Below are 20,355 nucleotides of genomic sequence, written 5' to 3'. Positions count from 1 at the left end.
CACAACGGGCTGACAGCCCGGAAACGACGCCCGCCGCCGGCGCCACGCGCGCCGGGGCGAGGACGCTCGGCTGACATGGTTCAAGGGGGAATGCGCCTGATGGTCGCGAAAACGCCGCTCGGTCCGCCCTATGCGCGCGGAGCCATGGCCTATGTGCTCGCGGGCGGACGGGGCTCGCGCCTGATGGAGCTGACCGATCGCCGCGCCAAGCCCGCGGTCTATTTCGGCGGCAAGACCCGCATCATCGACTTCGCGCTCTCGAACGCGCTCAATTCCGGCATCCGCCGCATCGGCGTCGCCACCCAGTACAAGGCCCACAGCCTCATCCGCCACCTGCAGCGCGGCTGGAACTTCTTCCGCACCGAGCGGAACGAGAGCTTCGACATCCTGCCGGCGAGCCAGCGCGTGTCCGAGGAAGCGTGGTACCTGGGGACCGCTGACGCGGTCTATCAGAACCTAGACATCATCGAGGACTACGCCCCGCGCCACATGGTGATCCTGGCGGGCGACCACATCTACAAGATGGATTACGAGCTGATGCTCGCCCAGCATGTGGAGTGCGGCGCCGACGTCACCGTCGGCTGCCTCGAGGTGCCGCGCGCGGAGGCGTCCGGCTTCGGCGTGATGCATGTGGACGAGACCGACCGCATCGTCGATTTCCTTGAGAAGCCCAAGGACCCGCCCGCGATGCCCGGCAAGCCCGACATCGCGCTCGCGAGCATGGGCATCTACGTGTTCGACACGCCGTTCCTGTTCGACCTGCTGCGCAAGGACGCGGAGGATCCGAACTCGTCCCACGACTTCGGCAAGGACATCATCCCCGAGATCGTGAAGCACGGCAAAGCTGTGGCGCACCACTTCTCCCGCTCCTGCGTGCGCTCCAGCACGGAGGAAGAGCCCTACTGGCGGGACGTGGGCACGGTGGACGCCTATTTCGAGGCCAACATCGACCTCACCGACTTCATCCCGGCGCTCGACCTCTACGATCACGACTGGCCGATCTGGACCTTCGCCGAGATCACGCCGCCGGCGAAGTTCATCCACGACACCGAGGAGCGGCGCGGCCGCGCGGTGTCGTCGCTGGTGTCCGGCGGCTGCATCGTCTCCGGCGCGGGGGTGAGGGAGTCGCTGCTGTTCACCGGCGTGCGCGCCAACTCCTTCGCCGAGATCGACCGCGCCGTGGTGCTGCCTTACGTGGACATCGGCCGCCACGCCCGACTGAAGAACGTGGTGATCGACCGCGGCGTGAAGATCCCCGAGAAGCTCGTGGTCGGCGAGGACCCCAAGCTCGACGCCCAGCGCTTCCGCCGCACCAAGAAGGGCGTCTGCCTCATCACCCAGTCGATGATCGACAGGCTCTGACCCTTGGGCTTCCGCATCGGCTCAGTGGCGGCGGTCCTGATCGGATGCTTCGCCGTGGGGCTTGGCGCTCGCGCCCTGATGGAGCGGGAGCCGCGCGACCGCGTCAGCGCCGAATGGCGGGATCTCGCGGAACGCTGCATCGCCTCGGTCGAGCGTGAAACGCAGGTGAGCACAGCGGGCCTTGAGCCTTACACGCCGACGGCCGGCTTGAGAGCCGATCGGGGCTTTCGGCCGGCTCGCGAGAACGCATGGATAAAAGACGGCGGCCGTTTCGCGATCTTTGAAAACGATGTGGTCCGCGCGCCGACCGCGCAGCGCAAATGCGACGTGGTGCTCGCCGTCGGCACGCTGACGGAGGCGGAGCAGGCAGCGCTGATCCGGACGTTTCTGCTGCTGCGACACGATCTGATGAGCACGGGGCGCTACAACATCCCGTATGTGGACCAGCTCCATCCGTTGGTCCTGCACACCGCCCGGACGACGGCGCGCAACGCGCGGAACTGCCAGACCGGTGTCCTTTTCGCTTTCGACACGGAACAGTTCGCGTTGTGGCTCAGCGTCGCCGAACGGCAGGACGACCCTTGCGGCCGCGCAAGGCCCGCCGCGCCCCCTCAGGAGGCGCTGTGACGGCTCAGCGGGGGCCGGCGGAGCTTTTGGCGTCCGCGGGCGCCCGAACCTCGCGCGCCGTATGACGAAGCTCAATTTCCAAACCGGCGCCAAGCCGCTAACCTTGCGTCGCAACAGCCGTTTCGCCGGATTCCCATGACCTCCGTCCTCGCCGTCGCGTCCGAAGTCTTCCCGCTCGTCAAAACCGGAGGGCTCGCGGATGTGGCGGGCGCTCTGCCGGCCGCGCTCGCGCCCCACGGCGTCGCGGTGCGCACGCTGCTGCCCGGCTATCCGGCGGTGATGGCGGCGCTGCTCGACGGCGTGGTGGCGGCTCGGTTCGACGATCTGTTCGGCGGGCCCGCCCGCGTCGTGGCCGCGACAGCGAAGGGGCTCGACGTGCTGGCGCTCGACGCGCCCCATCTCTACGCCCGCGACGGCGGCCTCTATGTGGGGCCGGACGGGCGTGACTGGCCGGACAACGCCTTCCGCTTCGCCGCCCTCGGCTACGCCGCCGCCGAGATCGGACGCGGCGCGACCGGGCTTCCCGCGCCCGAGATCGTCCACATGCACGACTGGCAGGCGGGGCTTGCGGGCGCCTATCTCGCCTATGCGCCGGCCCCGCGCCCGAAGACGGTCGCCACCATCCACAACATGGCCTTTCAGGGCTGGTTTCCCGAAAGCCTGCGCGCGGCGCTGCGGCTGCCGCCAGAAGCCATGGCGATCGAGGGCGTGGAGTATTTCGGCGGCGTCGGCTTCCTGAAGGCCGCGCTCCAGTTCGCCGACCACATCACCACCGTCTCGCCCACCTACGCCTGCGAGATCCTGCAGCCGGACGGCGGGCTCGGCCTCGACGGGCTGTTGCGGGCGCGGGCGGCGGACGTGTCCGGCATCCTCAACGGCATCGACGTCGGCGTCTGGAACCCGGAGGCGGATTCCGCGCTGCCGGCGCCGTTCTCCGCCGCAAATCCCGAAGGCCGCGACGTGTGCCGGCGCGCGCTCGCCCGGAGCTTCGGGCTCGATCTCGGCGACGGTCCGCTGTTCGGCGTGGTCAGCCGGCTGTCGAGCCAGAAGGGGCTCGACCTGCTGGCGGAGGCCACGCCCACGCTGCTGGAGAGCGGCGGGTCGCTGGCGCTGATCGGATCGGGAGAGGCGTGGCTGGAGGAGCGCTTCCGGGCGCTCGCCGCCCGGCATCCGGACCGGATCGGCGTCTTCATCGGCTATGACGAGCGCCGCGCCCATCTGCTGCAGGCGGGCGCCGACGCGGTGCTCGTGCCCTCGCGCTTCGAGCCCTGCGGGTTGACCCAGCTCTGCGCCCTGCGCTACGGCGCCGTGCCGGTGGTGGCGCGGGTGGGCGGGCTCGCCGACACGGTGATCGACGCCAACCCCGCCGCGCTGTCGGCGGGCGTCGCCACCGGCGTGCAGTTCCCGAGCGGCGATCAGGCCGCGCTCGAGGCCGCCCTGCGCCGCGTCGCGGCCCTGCACGCCCAGCCGGAGGTGTGGGCGCGCATCCAGCGCAACGGCATGCGCTCCGACGTGTCGTGGGACGCCTCCGCCGCGGCCTACGCCGATCTCTACCGCCGCCTCGCCGCCGCGGTCTGACATTCTGTCCAGCGCGACGGGACGTCGCGCAGGCCCGCCCGCCGCGTCGCGGCCAAACCTGCCTTTGCCGTCAGCGTCTTGGCCCGGACGGCGGCGCGCAAGGGGGCCAGGGCCCAGCCCCGCGGCGATCACCGGCCTGTGTTGCGTTTGCGAAGGGGCTCCCCTAAGACGGGAAGCCGCTCGAAAAGAAGCGGCGCGCCGGGCGAAGGCTGCGCCTTGGAACCGCTCGGCGTCTTTGGACCTCAGGGGGACGATGGCCGCATGCGCGTCACGATGATCGGTTCTGGCTATGTGGGGCTTGTTTCGGGCGCCTGCTTCGCGGACTTCGGACATGAAGTCATCTGCGTCGACACCGACGCCGCCAAGATCGAAGGCCTGAAGAACGGCGTCATGCCGATCTACGAGCCCGGCCTGGACGATCTGGTCGCCCGCAACGTCGAGGCCGGCCGCCTCACCTTCACCACCGATCTCGGGCCCGCCGTGAAGGGCGCCGCCGCGGTGTTCATCGCCGTCGGCACCCCGTCCCGCCGCGGCGACGGCCATGCGGACCTCACCTATGTCTACGAGGCCGCCCGCCAGATCGCCAACGCGGTCGACGGCTACACGGTGATCGTGGACAAATCGACCGTGCCGGTCGGCACCGGCGACGAGGTCGCCCGCATCATCAAGGAGACCCGCCCGGACGCGGACGTCTCCGTGGCCTCCAACCCGGAGTTCCTGCGCGAAGGCAACGCCATCGGCGACTTCAAGCGCCCGGACCGCATCGTGGTCGGCGTCGAGGACGAGCGCGCCAAGGACGTGATGGAGGAGCTGTATCGCCCGCTCTATCTCAACGTCGCACCGCTGGTCTTCACCGGCCGCCGCACGGCCGAGCTGATCAAGTACGCCGCCAACGCCTTCCTCGCGACCAAGATCACCTTCATCAACGAGATCGCCGATCTCTGCGAGAAGGCGGGCGCGAACGTGCAGGAAGTGGCGCGCGGCATCGGCCTCGACGGCCGCATCGGCTCCAAGTTCCTGCACGCCGGCCCCGGCTTCGGCGGCTCGTGCTTCCCGAAGGACACCCGCGCGCTGGTGCGCACCGGGCGTGACTTCGGCACCCCGATCCGGATCGTCGAGATGGTCGAGGAGGTCAACGAGGCCCGCAAGCTCGCCATGGCGGAGCGCATCAAGGACGCCCTCGGCGGCGACCTCACGGGCAAGACGATCGGCGTGCTGGGCCTCGCCTTCAAGCCGAACACCGACGACATGCGCGAGGCGCCGTCGCTCGCCATCATCCCGGCGCTCGAAGCCGCCGGCGCCAAGGTGAAGGCCTTCGACCCGGAATCGGTCGCCCAGGCCAAGCCGCACCTGCCGAACGTGGATTACGTGGCCGACGCCTACGCGGCGGTCGACGGCGCGGACGCGCTGGTGATCCTGACCGAGTGGGACCAGTTCCGCGCGCTCGACCTCGCCCGCGTCAAGAGCCTGCTCAAGACCCCGATCGTGGTCGACCTGCGCAACGTCTACCGCAAGGACGACATGGTGGAGCGCGGCTTCCAGTATCAGGGCGTCGGCATCGGCTGATCCCGGCCCGACGAACCGCACCGTCTCCGAAGGCCGGCGGACGCCCTCCGCCGGCCTTCGCGCGTTTCGGCGCGGATCACGCGCCCTTGCGCGCCCGAAATTTCCGTCCATAAGCGTGCCGGCGCGGCTGGTCCGCCGTCACCACCGGGAGCCGCCCATGTCCACCCCGCTCGTCCGCCTGCGTCTCGACGAAGCCACCGCCAAGCGCGTGGCCGACGTGCTGGAGGACGCCTTCCCCTTCGGCGAGGCCTCCGTCTCCGCCTTCGAGACCGCCAAGGACGAATGGGCGGTGGAGGTCTATGGCGGCCCGGACGCCACGGCGGAGGAGCTGGCCTCCGCGCTGCGCGAGGCGCTCGGCCCGGAAAGCGCCGGCCTGCGCATCGAGGCGGACGCCATCGAGGAGGCGGACTGGGTGGCGAAGAGCCTCGAAGGCCTCGCGCCCGTGCCCGCCGGCCGCTTCGTGGTCTACGGCTCCCACGACCGGGACAAGATCCCGGCCGACGCCATCGGCATCGAGATCGAGGCCGCGCTCGCCTTCGGCACCGGCCATCACGGCACCACCCGGGGCTGCCTGCTGGCGCTGGACGAGCTGCTGACCGAGCGCCGCTTCGAGCGCGTGCTCGATCTCGGAACCGGCACCGCCGTGCTCGCCATCGCCGTCGCGCTGGCCCAGCGCGGGCCCGTGCTCGCCACCGACATCGACGAGACCTCGGTCACGATCGCGGCCGAGAACGCCGAGGCCAACGGCGCCGGCGCCTTCGTGGAGGCGGTGCACGCCACCGGCTTCGACCATCCGGTCTTCGCCGCCCGCGGGCCGTTCGACCTGATCGTCGCCAACATCCTCGCCGGCCCGCTGGTGGAGCTCGCGCCCGACGTGAAGCGCCATCTGGCGGAGGGCGGCCGCGTGGTGCTGTCCGGCCTCATGACCCATGAGGAGGAGCGCGTGCTCGACGCCTACCGCGCGGAGGGCCTCAGTCTCGTGGTCGCGCGCCAGCTCGAGGGCTGGTCCACGCTGGTGCTCGCCGCCTGACACGCAAGCGTGATCGCGCCGCTTGATCCAGATCATCGGCGCGGCGGGCTTCAATCGGCACGAACGGTCCCGAGACACCCTCGGAGGACAGGTTCCATGCCGCTGATCGCGAACGTCAAGAACATCCTGGTCGCCGCCACGGAAGAGGGCGAGGGCGAACGCTCGGCCGCGCTCGCCTACGGCCTGTCGCTGGCGGCGGCCGCGGACGCGCGCCTGCTGATCCACTCCGCCTCGGTGCCGCTGGATCTGCCCCATGGCCGCGGCGGCGCCACCGCGGGCGGCCTGATCGCGGCCGAGAACACGCGTCTGCGCGCGCTCACCGAGCGGGTGGCGGACGAGGCCCGGCGCAGCGCGGCGCTTGGCGGCGTCGCCTGCGTCACCGAGGCGCCCCAGCTCCCCTACGCCGAGCTGCGCGACCGGCTGCTGGCGCAGGCGCGGGTCAGCGATCTCGTCATCCTCGACGCGGACGCGAGCGTGCTGACCGTCGACGGCGGCCTGCTGCGCTCGCTGATCTTCGCCGGCGGCCGGCCCGCCATCGTAGTTCCCAAGGGTGCGGAGACCTTCGCCGCCCGCCATGTGCTGGTGGCCTGGGACGGCAGCGAGCCGGCCTCCCGCGCGGTCGCGGGCGCCCTGCCCCTGCTGCGCGCCGCCGAGACGGTCGAGATCGTGTGCTACGTGGGCGAGAAGGACCTGTCGCGCAGCGCCTCGGGCGCGGACCTCGCGGTCGCGCTCGGCCGCCACGGCGTCAACGCCGTGGTCAAGGAGCTGCCCGCTGGCGACGACGTGGGCGCAAGTCTGCGCGAACAGGCCGGGCTCGTGCGCGCCGACCTGATCGTCATGGGCGCCTTCGCCCGCTCTTCTCTGCTGGAATGGCTGTTCGGCGGCGTCACCCAGCGCATGCTGAGCGAGAGCCCGGTCCCGCTGCTGCTGGCGCACTGACGGCCGCGCAGGCGGATGCGCCTCGCGCCGAACTGGCTTACAACGCCGTTCGGCGCGAGGAGACCGTCATGTTCGAAGCCGTGTTCCAGTCGTTCGAGGAAACCGCCGATCCGGGCCAAGGCGCGCCGCGGCTCAAGCGCCTGCGCGCTCGGCTCGACGCGCTTGGCCTCGACGGGTTCCTGCTGCCGCGGGCGGACGAGCACCAGAACGAGTATCTGCCGGCCTGCGCCGAGCGGGTGGCGTGGCTGACGGGCTTCACCGGCTCCTACGGTTTCGTCGTCGTGCTGAAGCAGCGGGCCGCGCTGTTCGTGGACGGGCGCTACACCGTTCAGGCGCGGACGCAGGTGGACGCCGCCGCCTTCGAGACGGTGAACGTGGGCGAGACCACCCCCGGCGACTGGCTGAAGGCCCATCTCTCGCCGGGCTGGACGATCGGCTACGATCCGGCGCTCCACACGTTGGAGGGCCTCGAGCGGCTGGAGAGGGCCGCGAGCGCCGCCGGCGCCCGGCTGGTCGCGCTCGACGCCAATCCAGTCGACGCGGAATGGACCGACCGCCCGGCCCCGCCGTCGACGCCTGTGCAGCTGCACGACATCGCCTTCGCCGGCGAGGACGCCGCCTCCAAGCTCGACCGTCTGCGCGAGGCGCTGACCGACGCGCGGGCCGACGCCCTATTCACCGCCGACGCCCATGCGCTCGCCTGGACCTTCAACATCCGCGGCGCGGACGTGGCGCACACGCCGCTGCCGCTCGGCTTCGCGGTGATCCCGGCGAACAGCAGACCAACCGTGTATATCAACGGCTCCAAGCTTTCCAACGCCGTGCGCGTGGTGCTGGAGACGCTGGCGGATGTGGCCGAGCCCAGCGCCCTGCCCGCCAGCCTCGACGCGCTGGGCGCGGCAGGGGCGACCGTGCGGATCGACGCCGGAGCGACCGCCGCCTCCTTCGCGCGCCGGCTGGAGGCTGCGGGCGCCATACTGCAGCGGGGCGCGGACCCGGTGGCGAAGCTCAAGGCGGTGAAGAACGAGGTGGAGATCGCCGGCGCCCGCGCCGCGCATCTGCGCGACGCCGCCGCGCTCTGCCGCTTCCTCGCCTGGCTCGACACGGAGGCCCCCAAGGGCGGCCTGACCGAAATTTCGAGCGCCGCGGCGCTCGAAACCTTCCGCCGGGAGACGGGCCGGCTGAAGGACGTGTCCTTCCCCTCCATCTCCGCCGCCGGCCCCAACGCCGCCCTGCCCCATTACCGGGTGACCCGCGCCAGCGACGCCCCGCTGACGCCGGGCTTCTACCTGATCGATTCCGGCGCCCAGTACGAGGACGGCACCACCGACGTCACCCGCACCGTCGTCATCGGCGACGCCGGCGACGAGATGAAGGACCGTTTCACCCGCGTGCTGAAGGGCCACATCGCCATCTCCACCGCGGTGTTTCCGAAGGGCGTGTCCGGCGCCCAGATCGACGCCTTCGCGCGTCGGCCGCTGTGGGAGGCGGGCCTCGACTTCGACCACGGCACGGGCCACGGCGTCGGCTCCTATCTCTCAGTGCATGAGGGGCCGCAGCGCATCTCGAAGCTCGGGACCACGCCGCTGGAGCCGGGCATGATCCTCTCCAACGAGCCCGGCTACTACCGCGAGGGCCATTACGGCATCCGCACCGAGACGCTGGTGCTGGTGGAGCCGCGCGCCGTTCCGGGCGCCGAGCGGCCGATGCTGGGCTTCGAGACCCTGACGCTGGCGCCGATCGACCGTCGCGCCATTCTGCCCGCTCTGCTCAGCCCGCACGAGCGCGCATGGCTCGACGCCTACCACGCCCGGGTGCGGGCCGAGGTCGCGCCGCTGGTCGATCCGGCGACCGCGCGCTGGCTGGAAGCCGCCTGCGCGCCGCTGTGAGCCGCCGCGGCCCCTGATCTCCTTGCCGAGTCGCGCGGTCCCTGCTATCCGCGCGGCCATGACCGCCGCGCCCCAGACCAACATCCGCAACTTCTCCATCGTCGCCCACATCGACCATGGAAAGTCCACGCTCGCCGACCGCCTGATCCAGCAGACCGGCGGACTTCAGGCGCGCGAGATGACCGAACAGGTTCTCGACTCCATGGAGATCGAGAAGGAGCGCGGCATCACCATCAAGGCGCAGACCGTGCGCCTGACCTACAAGGCCGAGGACGGCCAGACCTACATCCTCAACCTCATGGACACGCCGGGCCATGTGGACTTCGCCTACGAGGTCTCGCGCAGCCTCGCGGCCTGCGAGGGCTCGCTCCTGGTGGTGGACGCGAGCCAGGGCGTGGAGGCGCAGACCCTCGCCAACGTCTATCAGGCGCTCGACAACAATCACGAGATCGTGCCGGTCCTGAACAAGATCGACCTGCCCGCGGCCGAGCCCGACCGCATCAAGGAGCAGATCGAGGAGGTGATCGGCCTCGACGCCTCCGACGCGGTGCCGATCTCCGCCAAGACCGGCATCGGCATCGATCTGGTGCTGGAGGCGATCGTGAAGCGCCTGCCGCCGCCCGTGGGCGACGTGGCCGCGCCGCTGAAGGCCATGCTGGTGGACAGCTGGTACGACGCCTATCTCGGCGTCGTCGTGCTGGTGCGCGTGGTGGACGGCGTGCTGAAGAAGGGCATGAAGATCCGCCTGATGGGCACCGGCGCCATCTACGACGTGGACAAGGTCGGCGTGTTCACGCCCAAGATGACGGACGTGGAGAAGCTCGGCCCCGGCGAGATCGGCTTCCTCACCGGCTCCATCAAGGAGGTGGCCGACACCCGCGTCGGCGACACCATCACGGAAGAAAAGCGCCAAACCTCCGAGATGCTGGCGGGCTTCCGTCCCGCCCAGCCGGTGGTGTTCTGCGGCCTGTTCCCCGTGGACGCCGCCGACTTCGACGACCTGCGCGCCGCCATGGGCAAGCTGCGCCTGAACGACGCCAGCTTCACCTTCGAGATGGAGAGCTCGGCCGCGCTCGGCTTCGGCTTCCGCTGCGGCTTCCTCGGCCTGCTGCATCTGGAGATCATCCAGGAGCGGCTGGAGCGCGAGTTCAACCTCGACCTGATCGCGACCGCGCCGTCGGTGGTCTACAAGATCAGCATGGCCGACGGCTCGGAGATCGATCTCCACAACCCGGCCGATCTGCCGGACGTGATGAAGATCACCGAGATCGCCGAGCCGTGGATCCGCGCCACCATCCTGACGCCGGACGACTATCTCGGCGCGGTGCTGAAGCTGTGCCAGGACCGGCGCGGCGTGCAGATCGACCTCAACTATGTCGGCAAGCGCGCCATGGTGGTCTACGACCTGCCGCTGAACGAGGTTGTGTTTGACTTCTACGACCGGCTGAAGTCCATCTCCAAGGGCTACGCCTCGTTCGACTACAACATCACCGATTACCGCGTGGGCGATCTGGTGAAGATGTCGATCCTCGTGAACGCGGAGCCGGTGGACGCGCTCTCCATGCTGGTGCACCGCACCCGCGCCGAGGCCCGCGGCCGGGTGATGTGCGAGAAGCTCAAGGAGCTGATCCCGCCGCACCTGTTCCAGATCCCGGTGCAGGCCGCGATCGGCGGCAAGATCATCGCCCGGGAGACCATCCGCGCGCTGCGCAAGGACGTGACCGCCAAGTGCTACGGCGGCGACGCCAGCCGCAAGCGCAAGCTGCTGGACAAGCAGAAGGCCGGCAAGAAGAAGATGCGTCAGTTCGGCCGCGTGGAGATCCCGCAGGAAGCCTTCATCGCCGCGCTGAAGATGGACGAATGACGGCGGCCGGGGCCGCCGTCCGTCAGGCGCGCTCCTCGGGCCGCAGTCCCGCAGTAGGATTAATGGGCGCGAAGCACTCCTGCTCCGCCAGCACGCAGCAGTCGCGACCCTGGCCCTTGGCCGCGTAGAGCGCGACGTCCGCCGCCGCCATCAGATCGTCGAGGCTCGCGCCCGCATCCGGCCACGACGCCACGCCGAAGCTGGCGGTGACCTGGAAGGGGCCCTCGGCGCCGTCGAACACCTGCGCCGCGATCACCGCCTGCAACCGCTTCGCCACCTCCAGCGCCTCGGCCGCGGCCACTGGCAGCGCCACCGCGAACTCCTCGCCGCCGAGCCGCCCGAGCGGATCGCCGGCCCTGAGCTCGCCATGGCAGGCCGCAGCCGCCCGGCGCAGCACCTGATCGCCCGTCATGTGGCCATGGGTGTCGTTCACCGCCTTGAAGCGGTCGAGATCGAACGTGACGAGGCTGAACGGCGCGCCGAGCCGCTTGGCGGCCTCGAGCCCGCTCCGCGCCTCCTCCCGGAACGCGCGGCGCGACAGCACGCCCGTAAGGGCGTCGGTGGCGACCTGACGGCGAAGGTCGAACGTGTTCATGACCACGCCCGCAAGGTCCCGGAGCGCGCCCACGTCCCGTGCGCCGAACGCGCGCGGCTTGGTGTCGATGACGCAGAGCGCGCCCAGCGCGAACCCCTCCGCGGTGCGCAGCGGCGCGCCCGCATAAAAACGGATGTGCGGCGCGCCGAGCACGAACGGGTTTTCGGCGAAGCGGGCGTCCCGGGTCGCGTCCGGCACCACCAGCGGATCGGCCTTACGGATGGCGAGATCGCAGAAGGCCGGCGCGCGCGGCGTCTCCCGCGCCTCGAAGCCCCATCGCGACTTGAACCACTGCCGATCGCGATCGATCAGCGAAATCAGCACGATGGGCGTGTCGAACAGGCGCTGCCCTAGTCGGGTCAGGCGGTCGAACGCCTCCTCCTGCGGGGTGTCGAGCAGATCGTAGGAGCGCAGCGCCGCGAGGCGGAGATCCTCCCGTTCCGGCGAAAGGCAGGCGGCCATCTGGGGCTGCGAGGCATTCGGAGGACGGCATGACGCCATGGGCGCGCTTCTCCCTTGAACCACCGGCGGCGGGACGCTCGACCGGGCGCAGAAGGCGTTATAGGGCCTCTTTTTCCGAGACGGGACCGCTAACATCCCACGCTGCGACACAACGCCCGTAGTACGATAGTCGCATAATTGCGGACGGTTTCACCCCTCCCCGCGTCACGACGACGGCGTCGGGCGCCGCTCTCCAAGAAAGCCGACAAGGCGTTCGGCCAGCGCCGCGGGCGGCTTCAACTGGCACTCCCACAGCACCAGAACGTCCCAGCCGAGATCGATGAGTTGCGCCAGCGCGCGCTTATCCCGCGCCGTATTGCGGGCGATCTTGGCGCGCCAATAGTCCGCATTGGTCTTGGGAGCGCGCGCGCCGCGGGCGCAGTCATGCCCGTGCCAGAAGCAGCCGTGCACGAAGATCGCCTTGCGGCGCGCCGGGAACACCAGATCCGGCGAGCCGGGCAACTGTTTGGCGTGGAGGCGGAAGCGGTAGCCGAGAGCGTGAGCCGCCCGGCGCACCAGCATTTCGGGCCGGGTGTCCTGCCCCTTCACCGCGCGCATGACGGCGGAGCGATGCTCCGGCGTCTCGGCCGTCACCCCGCGATCCGGGCCGGCGCGGGCCGCCCGAGCGCCGGCTCCAGCACCTGCTCGGCCAGAAACCGCACCACCGGCGCCGCCACCCCGTCGCCGGCAAGCTTGTAGGCGTCGCTGTAGTTCGCCGGCAAAACATAATCGTCCGGCAGGCCCATCAGCCGCGCCGCCTCCCGCGCGGACAGCAGGCGGCTGCGCACGACGCCATTCTCGATCACCAGCAGGGTCTGCCGGCTGGAGCCGCCCGCGGGCGTGCGCAGACAGCCGGCGATCCCGTCGAACCGCGCCTCGGCCCGCTGGACTTTCACGCCCGACGCATCCCGCCGCATCCGGCGATAGACCGTGCCGATGCGACGCTCGCCGGACGCCGCGGCCGCCGCGACCCGCGCCCGATGCAACGGCGCCATCAGCGCCAGCAGGTCCTCGGTCTGCGCCGCGGACCGCCACCGCACCCCCGCGGGCGCATCCTCGATCACGTCATCGAGGCGCGCCACATTGGCGCGCGGCGGACGGGGCGACAGCCAGACCCACGCGCGCTTGGCCTCGTCGCTCATCCCGGACCAGGCCGCGACCAGCGCTTTGGGATGCCACGGCGCCTGAGGGCCGGACGTCTGCGGCGCGAAGCCGGCGGCCGCCGCCTCCCGAAAGCCGACGATAAACAGCCGCGGCCGCGACTGCGGCAGAAACAGTGCGGCGTCGATCACTAGCGCGCCGAACCGATAGCCGGCCCCCGCGAGCGCCGCGCCGATGGACGCGAAATCGCGCCCGCCACGGGACGTCAGCGCGCCGCAGACGTTCTCCAGCACCAGCGTCCGCGGCGCCCGGCCTTCCGCGCGAAGCGCCTCGATCAGACGCCAGAACCCCCAGAACGCGCCGGACCGCGCGCCCTCAAGCCCTGCGCCTGCGCCCGCCAGCGACAGGTCCTGACAGGGGAACGACCCCCAGGCCATGTCCGCCCGCCCCGGCGTCTGCGCCGCGCTCAGATCGTGCACGTCGCCCACATGCAGATCGTCATCGCCCCAGTTGGCGCGGTAGGCCGCCGCCTTCTTCGGGCTCAGGTCATTGGCGAACGAACAGCGCCAGCCGGGCCCCAGCCCGACACGCGCCATGCCGCCGCCGGCGAAGAACTCGTAAAACGTGAAATCGTCCATCGCCGGCGTCGTTCCAGTCTGGAACCGTCAGGCCACCGCGGTGGTGGTGTCGTCCGTCGCCGCACCGGGCGTGTTCTTCTTGATCGACTCGATCGCGCTCAGAGCCGACGCCTTGGATTTGTACCCTTCCGAAGCGAACAGCGTCTGCCCGTTGGAGGCGACGAAACGGAACCGGTATTCGCCAGCCTTGTCCTTGTAAATCTGGAACTTGTACATCGCAAAATCCCCAAGGAATCACCGCCCGCAGCAGATTAGGCCGCGTCTCGAGCCCACGTCAAAATTTCGGGAACGCAATCCAGGCAAACTCCCCCAGCCGCCGTCTGCGGTCCGGCCGCCCGCAGACGCCACGGGCCGCCACCGCCGCCATCCTCCATCTCGCCGGCACGCGACGGCGATCCTCCCGACAGACAACACTCTGAGCAGAACGGCCTGCCGTTGACAAGAACAATAATGGAACATATGAAAAACAGAAGGCCTAACAGGACGCGCTCGTGGACATCGCCGCCAAGCTGACCATCCTCGCTGATGCCGCCAAATACGATGCGTCCTGCGCATCGAGCGGGACCGATCGCCGTCATTCGGGTCCGTCCCGTCCCGGCGGCGGCGCGCAGGGTCTCGGATCGACCGAAGGCGCCGGGATCTGCCATTCCTACGCGCCGGACGGGCGTTGCATTTCGCTGCTCAAGATCCTCCTGACCAACGCCTGCGCCTTCGACTGCCTCTATTGCATCAACCGCGCGTCGAGCAACGTGCCGCGGGCGCGATTCACCGTGAAGGAGGTGGTCAAACTCACGCTCGACTTCTACCGCCGCAACTACATCGAAGGTTTGTTTCTGTCGTCCGGCATCGTGCGAAGCGCAGATTACACCATGGAGCAGGTGGTCCGGGTTGCGAAATCCCTGCGGCTGGACCACGGCTTTCGCGGCTACATCCACCTCAAGACCATCCCGGACGCCGACCCTGCGCTGCTGGCCGAGGCCGGGCTGTACGCGGACCGGCTGTCCATCAATCTCGAGCTGCCGACGGAGGCCGGCCTGTCCCGGCTGGCGCCGGAGAAGGACGCGCGCGCAGTGCGTCGGAGCATGGCGACGTTGCGAGGGCGCATCGACGCTTCCCGCGCCGAGGCCCGCGCGCCCCGCTTCGCCCCCGCCGGGCAGAGCACGCAGATGATCGTGGGCGCAGACGACAGCGACGACCGCACCACGCTCGAGACCAGCGCCAATCTCTACGGCTCCTATCGCCTGAAGCGGGTCTATTACTCCGCCTTCAGCCCCATTCCGGACGCCAGCTCCCGGCTGCCGCCAAAGGCGCCGCCGCTCATGCGCGAGCACCGGCTTTATCAGGCGGACTGGCTGATGCGGTTCTACGGCTTCTCGGTCGAGGAGATCACCGAAGCGGGCGGCATGCTCGATCTCGCGCTCGATCCCAAGCTCGCCTGGGCGCTGCGCCATCGCGGTCTGTTCCCGCTCGACGTCAACCGCGCCTCGCGCGAGGAGCTGCTGCGGGCGCCGGGCCTTGGAAAGACCACCGTGGAGCGCATCCTCAGCGCCCGCCGCTTCCGCGCGCTGCGGGTCGAGGACCTGAAGCGCATGCGCACGCCGCTTGGCAAGGCGCTGCCGTTTCTCACCGCCGCCGACCATCGCCCGCGCCCCGGTCTGCTGGACGCGGCGAACCTGCGCGATCGGCTGGTTCCGCCGCCGCGCCAGCTGGCGCTCAGCCTGTGACGCCCCGGCGCGTCACGCTCGCCCATGAGGCCGACGTCGCCGGCTGGCGCACGGCGGCCCGGGCGCTGCTGGCGCGCGACGCCCCGGCCGAGGATGTGGTCTGGCAGGTGGCGGGCGGGGAGAACGACCTGTTCGCGGACGCCGGCCCGGAGCCTTTGGCCTCCTCGGGCGAAGCGCCCACGCGATCGGTGCCGCGGGCGTTTCTGGCGCTTGCGGACAAGACCTTGCTCCATTCCGATCCGAGCCGGTTCGACCTCTGCTATCGCCTGCTGCGCCGCGTGGCCGCCGACCGCTCGGCGCTGGGCGACGCCGCCGATCCGGATGTGGTGAGGGCCCACGCGCTGGCGAAGGCGGTGCGCCGCGACGCGCACAAGATGACCGCTTTCGTGCGCTTTCGGACGACCGGCGAGAACGCGTTCATGGCCTGGTTCGAGCCGGACCATCACATCCTTGAGGCGACCGCGCCGTTCTTCGTGCGCCGTTTCGCGGCCATGCGCTGGACCATCCTGACCCCGTCGCGCTCGGCCTGCTGGGATGGGCAGGACCTTGTGTTCGGCCCCGGCGCCTTGCGCTCCGACGCGCCGGCGGACGACGCCATGGAGGAGGTCTGGCGCGCCTATTACGCCAGCATCTTCAATCCCGCTCGGCTGAAGGTGGCCGCCATGCACTCCGAGATGCCGCAGAAGTACTGGCGCAACCTGCCCGAGGCCTCGCTCATCCCTGCGCTCATCGCGAAAGCCGGTCAGGTGACGCAGGCGATGACGGACGCGGTTCCGGCGGAACCGAGGCCGAACCCGACCCGGTTGCAGGCGCGCGAGACCCCGCCGCCGCCCTTAGCAGCGCCGAACACGCTCGCCGCCCTGCACGATGAGTTGGAAAGTTGCCGGGCCTGCCCGCTATGGGCGCCCGCGACTCAGGCGGTGCCCGGCGAGGGGCCGCCGGACGCCACGGTGATGGTGGTCGGCGAGCAGCCAGGCGACCGGGAGGACATCGCGGGGCGGCCGTTCGTGGGGCCCGCCGGCGCGCTGTTCGACAGGGCGTCAGCGGACGCCGGCCTGACGCGGTCAAGACTCTACCTCACCAATGCGGTGAAGCACTTCAAGTTCGAGCCGCGGGGCAAGTTCCGCCTGCACCGCTCGCCCAAGGTGGACGAGATCCGGGCCTGCGGCCCCTGGCTTGCGCGGGAGCGCGCGCTGCTGAAGCCCAGACTGGTGGTGGCCATGGGCGCGACGGCGGCGCGGGCGGTGCTCGGCGCGCCGGTCACGCTCGGGCAGCGGCGCAGTCGGGTGGAGCAGCTGGACGACGACGCGGCGGTGCTGATCACGGTGCACCCGTCCTATCTGCTGCGGCTCCCCGACCCGGACGCGCAGGCGCAGGAGTACGCCCGCTTCGTCGCGGATCTGCGACTCGCGGTTCCCTATCTCGGCGCCGCGTGATGAGCCGCGTCGCGCCGCTCCAGCGCGAAGGAGGCGAGCGCCACAACGACGCCGCCGAGCGCCAGCGCCACGCCGACCCAGGCCGGCGCGGTCCAGCCGTAGCCCAGCAGCAGCACCAGCCCGCCAAGCCAGGCGCCGAGCGCGTTGGCGAGGTTGAAGGCGGAATGGTTCAGCGCCGCGGCCAGCGTCTGGGCGTCGGCGGCCACATCCATCAGCCGCGTCTGCAGCGCAGGTCCGATGGCGAGGCAGCCGCCGATCAGGAACAGGTTCGGCGCCGCGAGCCAGACCCAGGAGGAGGTGACCGAGAAAGCCGCAAGCGCGATCGCGTTCCAGATCAGCGTCCCGAGGATGGTGGCTTTCAGCGCGCGGTCGGCGAAATAGCCGCCGGCGATGTTGCCCGCGATCATGCCGCAGCCGAGGATCGCGAGCATCAGCGGGACCGCGCCGGACGCAAGGCCCGTGACCTCGGTCAGGGTCGGCGCCAGATAGCTGTAGACCGAGAACATGCCGCCGAAACCGATGGCCGCGACGCCGAGCGTCAGCCAGACCTGCGGCTTCAGAAAGGCGGTGAGCTCCTGCGCGGGGCTCGCGCCCATGGGCGCGGCGATGCGGGGCAGGCATAGGCGCACGGCGAGCGCCGTCAGCAAGCCGAGCGCCGCCACCGCCACGAAGGTGGCGCGCCAGCCGAAGGTCTGCCCGAGCCAGGTGGCGAGCGGCACCCCGACCACATTGGCGACGCTGAGGCCGAGCAGCACGTTGCCGACCGCCTGGGCGCGGCGGTTCGGCGGCACGAGGGAGGCCGCCACCAGCGAGGCGACGCCGAAATAGGCCCCGTGGGGCAGGCCCGCAACGAAGCGGCCGAGATTGGCTGTGAGATAGCCGGGGGCGAGCGCGCTCGCCAGATTGCCCAGCGTGAAGAACAGCATGAGCCCGATGAGCAGCCCACGGCGGGGGGCGGAGGAGAGCGCGATCGCGAGCAGCGGCGCGCCCACCACCACGCCGAGCGCATACGCGCTGATCAGGTGCCCCGCTTCGGGAATGGTGACGCCTACGTCGCGCGCCACTTCGGGCAGCACGCCCATGGCGGCGAATTCGCCGGTGCCGATGGCGAGGCCGCCGATCGCCAGCGCGATCTGGCCTGCGGCGGCGCCGTAGGGCGCGGCGACCGGCGCTTCGAGCTGTTGCGGGCTGTTCGTCGAGAAACCCGCGTCCGCGGTCGCGCTCGTCATGGATCCGCTCCGGCCAAAAAAAAGGGCCGGCAAGCCGGCCCAAAGTCTAGGGAGGAAACGCCCAAGGAGGGCTGCGTCCGACCAGAGCCAGACACGAGTTGAGGTATATCGGCTCCCCGTTCATGCTGCAACGCAACGTCATGCATTGCTGTCATGCGTTTATCTGGCGCCCTGACCCGGCGCGACGAGCTGGCAGTCTTGGATTTTTAGCGTGCAGTTGCACATGAAAAAGGCTGATATTGCACCGCAACAAAGCCATGAATCCGTCGCCGTTTCTTGGCGATGCGGCTGGATCGGCCAGCGGCGCGCGCTATGACCGTTTGCGAGCCGGAGCCAAGGAGCGCCCCCTATGACCACGTCGGTGGCGATGTCTCGCGATCCCGCGCCGCCTTCGGGCGCGTCTGCGTTCATGCAGCGGGAGGCGCAGGCGGCCAAGTGGCCAAAACGTCCAATCCTGCTGATCCTCGCCCTTGCGGCGGGCGTCTTCGCCGCCTGGGCGGCGTTCGGCGGCGCGCGGGGACCGGCCGCTGCAACGGAGGACGCGCCCCGGACGCCCTCGCCCGCGAACGCCGTCGCCGCGGTCTCCGCCGATGCGGACCTGTCCGCGATCGAGCGGCGACAGCTCGCGGCGATCGCCGCGGCGGAAGCGGAGGAGCGGCGCCTTCAGGAGCTTTCGGCGAAACGGGAGGCGCTGGAGAAGGAGGTCGCGGACCTAACCGCGCCGCTGTCGCCGTCCGATGTGCGAGACGATCCCGACGCGACGAATGAGACGGCCGCCGCCGAGCCCTCGACCGTCTCCGAGCAGGCGGAGGCGCCGGCGCCGTCCGCCGGCGGGGAGACCGTGCGGGTGTTCATTTACGTGCGCACGAACGATCCGGAGGCGCGACGCCGGGCGCAAAGCCTGACGCAGGCGCTGCGGCGCCAGGGCGTGGAGGTGGCGGCCATCCGCGGCGTGCCCCATGCGGTGCTGCGCGACATGGTGCGGTTCTTCTATGACGGCGACGAGAACGCGGCGGCGCGGCTGGAAAGCGCGCTCAAGGACATGGACGGCGCGGCGCCCCTCACTCAGGACTTCCGGCGCAAGGCGGTCGCCCCGCGCCGGGGCACGCTGGAAATCTGGCTGTCGTGACCGGCGCGCTGTCCGTAACCGGCGCATAAGAAAAGGGCGTCCCGTGGGACGCCCTTTTCTCGCCGCACCCGGCGCCAGACGGTCTTCTCGACCGCGTTATAGGCTTCGCGTGGTCATCCACCAGGACATGGCGGTCATCCAAAACGCGAACGGGGTGCCAGACAGAGGGTGCATGATGTAAACTCCTGCACAACTTTGGTTGAACATGCCTGGGAGACAGTTCCGCAGGCATGTCCGCTGATTTGCTCAGTCAACGAAACAACAGACGAGATCGTTCCACAACACGACAATGGGACGACGACTTCCGGACAACGACGTCCGGATGAGACCTCGGTCGGCTCGATCTTGTCGTCCGCCTCCCCTTCCGCGATCGGCGTCGACCGGTCCTGCGGGCGCAGCATGTCGCGCCGCTTGCGCGCGCTCGTCCCGGAGCGCACAAGACCCCCGTCGCCCCTGCTCCGTTCCGAGGCCCTGAGGACGTGACCGAACCCGCCGCGCCGCCCCTAGCGCCCCGCGCCACCGCCCGGCTCGTTCCGGCGGAGACGGCGGAGGTCGGCCGGCTGCTGGCGCGAGGCGGGCTCGTGGCCTTCCCGACCGAGACGGTCTATGGCCTCGGCGCCGACGCCACCGACGCCCGCGCGGTCGCGGCGCTTTACGCCGCCAAGGGCCGGCCCGCCTTCAACCCGCTGATCGCACATGTCGCTTCCACCGCCGAGGCCCGCCGCTTCGGCCGGTTCGACGCGGCGGCCGAGCGGCTGGCGCGCACGTTCTGGCCCGGCCCGCTGACGCTGGTGGTCCCGGCGGTCGAGAGCTGCGCGGTGAGCGATCTCGCCCGCTCCGGCCTGCCCACGCTGGCGTTGCGGGTTCCGGGCCATCCCGTCGCCCGCGCGGTGATCGGGGCCGCGGGCCGCCCCGTCGCCGCGCCTTCCGCCAACCGCTCCGGCCGGGTGAGCCCCACCACCGCCGCCCATGTGCTCGCCGATCTCGACGGCCGCATCGACGCGGTGCTCGACGGCGGTGCCACCTCCGTCGGCGTGGAATCGACCATCGTCGCCTGCCTCGACGGCCGTGTGCGGCTGCTGCGGCCGGGCGGGCTCGCCCGGGCCGAGATCGAGCGCGCGCTGGGACGCCCGTTCGACGCGGCGCC

General features: G+C 70.5%; 17 protein-coding genes. 12 read left to right on the top strand and 5 right to left on the bottom strand.

The window, feature by feature from the left end:
- Window positions 1–99 precede the first annotated feature (99 nt).
- The 8 genes from glgC to lepA all read left to right on the top strand — a co-directional run bounded on the left by glgC (window position 100) and on the right by lepA (window position 10,855).
- A complete protein-coding gene (gene glgC / locus ACFQ4O_RS04120) occupies window positions 100–1,362 on the top strand; it encodes a glucose-1-phosphate adenylyltransferase (RefSeq protein WP_378774380.1) in 1,263 nt (420 codons plus the stop codon).
- Between the two features lie 3 nt (window positions 1,363–1,365).
- The gene (locus tag ACFQ4O_RS04115; RefSeq protein WP_378774379.1) at window positions 1,366–1,989 is read left to right on the top strand and encodes a hypothetical protein; all 624 of its coding nucleotides are present in this window, start codon (window positions 1,366–1,368) and stop codon (window positions 1,987–1,989) included.
- 135 nt (window positions 1,990–2,124) lie between these two features.
- The gene (gene glgA / locus ACFQ4O_RS04110; protein ID WP_378774378.1) at window positions 2,125–3,567 is read left to right on the top strand and encodes a glycogen synthase GlgA; all 1,443 of its coding nucleotides are present in this window, start codon (window positions 2,125–2,127) and stop codon (window positions 3,565–3,567) included.
- A gap of 261 nt (window positions 3,568–3,828) precedes the next feature.
- Window positions 3,829–5,133 (top strand): UDP-glucose dehydrogenase family protein, encoded by a 1,305-nt coding sequence (locus ACFQ4O_RS04105; protein ID WP_378774377.1) that lies wholly within the window; start codon window positions 3,829–3,831, stop codon window positions 5,131–5,133.
- Window positions 5,134–5,290: 157 nt separating this feature from the next.
- Window positions 5,291–6,163, top strand: coding sequence for a 50S ribosomal protein L11 methyltransferase (locus tag ACFQ4O_RS04100; protein WP_378774376.1), 873 nt, complete (start codon window positions 5,291–5,293; stop codon window positions 6,161–6,163).
- Between the two features lie 96 nt (window positions 6,164–6,259).
- A complete protein-coding gene (locus tag ACFQ4O_RS04095; RefSeq protein WP_378774375.1) occupies window positions 6,260–7,102 on the top strand; it encodes a universal stress protein in 843 nt (280 codons plus the stop codon).
- A gap of 68 nt (window positions 7,103–7,170) precedes the next feature.
- Window positions 7,171–8,991 (top strand): aminopeptidase P family protein, encoded by a 1,821-nt coding sequence (locus ACFQ4O_RS04090; RefSeq protein ID WP_378774374.1) that lies wholly within the window; start codon window positions 7,171–7,173, stop codon window positions 8,989–8,991.
- 58 nt (window positions 8,992–9,049) lie between these two features.
- Window positions 9,050–10,855: a translation elongation factor 4 gene (lepA, locus tag ACFQ4O_RS04085; RefSeq protein WP_378774373.1), complete on the top strand. Its 1,806-nt coding sequence runs from the start codon at window positions 9,050–9,052 to the stop codon at window positions 10,853–10,855.
- A gap of 22 nt (window positions 10,856–10,877) precedes the next feature.
- On the opposite strand, the gene ACFQ4O_RS04080 is transcribed toward lepA, so the two are convergent.
- The 4 genes from ACFQ4O_RS04080 to ACFQ4O_RS04065 form a co-directional block, all read right to left on the bottom strand.
- Window positions 10,878–11,912, bottom strand: a complete 1,035-nt coding sequence (locus ACFQ4O_RS04080) for a GGDEF domain-containing protein (protein ID WP_378774372.1) — start codon at window positions 11,910–11,912, stop codon at window positions 10,878–10,880.
- Between the two features lie 204 nt (window positions 11,913–12,116).
- Complete coding sequence (locus tag ACFQ4O_RS04075) at window positions 12,117–12,545, bottom strand: very short patch repair endonuclease (protein ID WP_378774371.1); 429 nt, start codon at window positions 12,543–12,545, stop codon at window positions 12,117–12,119.
- Window positions 12,542–13,690 (bottom strand): DNA cytosine methyltransferase, encoded by a 1,149-nt coding sequence (locus tag ACFQ4O_RS04070; protein WP_378774370.1) that lies wholly within the window; start codon window positions 13,688–13,690, stop codon window positions 12,542–12,544. Before ACFQ4O_RS04070 ends, ACFQ4O_RS04075 begins: the two co-directional genes overlap by 4 nt.
- Window positions 13,691–13,717: 27 nt before the next feature.
- Window positions 13,718–13,906 (bottom strand): YegP family protein, encoded by a 189-nt coding sequence (locus ACFQ4O_RS04065; protein WP_378774369.1) that lies wholly within the window; start codon window positions 13,904–13,906, stop codon window positions 13,718–13,720.
- Window positions 13,907–14,181: 275 nt separating this feature from the next.
- Here ACFQ4O_RS04065 and ACFQ4O_RS04060 point away from each other — a divergent pair, with 275 nt between their 5' ends.
- Together ACFQ4O_RS04060 and ACFQ4O_RS04055 are read left to right on the top strand one after the other, a co-directional pair.
- Window positions 14,182–15,414 carry a putative DNA modification/repair radical SAM protein gene (locus tag ACFQ4O_RS04060; RefSeq protein WP_378774368.1) on the top strand — a complete coding sequence of 411 codons (1,233 nt, stop codon included), beginning with the start codon at window positions 14,182–14,184 and terminating at the stop codon, window positions 15,412–15,414.
- Window positions 15,411–16,850 carry a UdgX family uracil-DNA binding protein gene (locus ACFQ4O_RS04055; protein ID WP_378774367.1) on the top strand — a complete coding sequence of 480 codons (1,440 nt, stop codon included), beginning with the start codon at window positions 15,411–15,413 and terminating at the stop codon, window positions 16,848–16,850. The genes ACFQ4O_RS04060 and ACFQ4O_RS04055 overlap by 4 nt, the downstream gene beginning before the upstream one ends.
- Here the strand turns inward: ACFQ4O_RS04055 and ACFQ4O_RS04050 are convergent.
- Window positions 16,832–18,079: an MFS transporter gene (locus ACFQ4O_RS04050; protein ID WP_378774366.1), complete on the bottom strand. Its 1,248-nt coding sequence runs from the start codon at window positions 18,077–18,079 to the stop codon at window positions 16,832–16,834. The genes ACFQ4O_RS04055 and ACFQ4O_RS04050 overlap by 19 nt on opposite strands.
- 349 nt (window positions 18,080–18,428) lie before the next feature.
- Between ACFQ4O_RS04050 and ACFQ4O_RS04045 the strand changes: the two genes are divergently transcribed.
- The gene (locus tag ACFQ4O_RS04045) at window positions 18,429–19,208 is read left to right on the top strand and encodes a hypothetical protein (protein ID WP_378774365.1); all 780 of its coding nucleotides are present in this window, start codon (window positions 18,429–18,431) and stop codon (window positions 19,206–19,208) included.
- Window positions 19,209–19,687: 479 nt separating this feature from the next.
- Window positions 19,688–20,355, top strand: a 668-nt coding sequence (locus tag ACFQ4O_RS04040) for an L-threonylcarbamoyladenylate synthase (RefSeq protein ID WP_378774364.1), incomplete at its 3' end; no start/stop codon positions are given.

Source organism: Methylopila musalis (genome assembly GCF_042679725.1).
Taxonomy (GTDB): domain Bacteria; phylum Pseudomonadota; class Alphaproteobacteria; order Rhizobiales; family Methylopilaceae; genus Methylopila; species Methylopila musalis.
Note: the sequence above shows the minus strand (reverse complement) of the source record. Positions and strands in the feature narration are given on the sequence as shown.

Coding starts and splice junctions, on each gene's coding strand:
- glgC (WP_378774380.1), top strand. CDS start 100: ATGGTCGCGAAAACGCCGCTCGGTCCGCCCTATGCGCGCGGAGCCATG.
- glgA (WP_378774378.1), top strand. CDS start 2,125: ATGACCTCCGTCCTCGCCGTCGCGTCCGAAGTCTTCCCGCTCGTCAAA.
- ACFQ4O_RS04105 (WP_378774377.1), top strand. CDS start 3,829: ATGCGCGTCACGATGATCGGTTCTGGCTATGTGGGGCTTGTTTCGGGC.
- ACFQ4O_RS04100 (WP_378774376.1), top strand. CDS start 5,291: ATGTCCACCCCGCTCGTCCGCCTGCGTCTCGACGAAGCCACCGCCAAG.
- ACFQ4O_RS04095 (WP_378774375.1), top strand. CDS start 6,260: ATGCCGCTGATCGCGAACGTCAAGAACATCCTGGTCGCCGCCACGGAA.
- ACFQ4O_RS04090 (WP_378774374.1), top strand. CDS start 7,171: ATGTTCGAAGCCGTGTTCCAGTCGTTCGAGGAAACCGCCGATCCGGGC.
- lepA (WP_378774373.1), top strand. CDS start 9,050: ATGACCGCCGCGCCCCAGACCAACATCCGCAACTTCTCCATCGTCGCC.
- ACFQ4O_RS04080 (WP_378774372.1), bottom strand. CDS start 11,912: ATGGCCGCCTGCCTTTCGCCGGAACGGGAGGATCTCCGCCTCGCGGCG.
- ACFQ4O_RS04070 (WP_378774370.1), bottom strand. CDS start 13,690: ATGGACGATTTCACGTTTTACGAGTTCTTCGCCGGCGGCGGCATGGCG.
- ACFQ4O_RS04065 (WP_378774369.1), bottom strand. CDS start 13,906: ATGTACAAGTTCCAGATTTACAAGGACAAGGCTGGCGAATACCGGTTC.
- ACFQ4O_RS04050 (WP_378774366.1), bottom strand. CDS start 18,079: ATGACGAGCGCGACCGCGGACGCGGGTTTCTCGACGAACAGCCCGCAA.
- ACFQ4O_RS04045 (WP_378774365.1), top strand. CDS start 18,429: ATGACCACGTCGGTGGCGATGTCTCGCGATCCCGCGCCGCCTTCGGGC.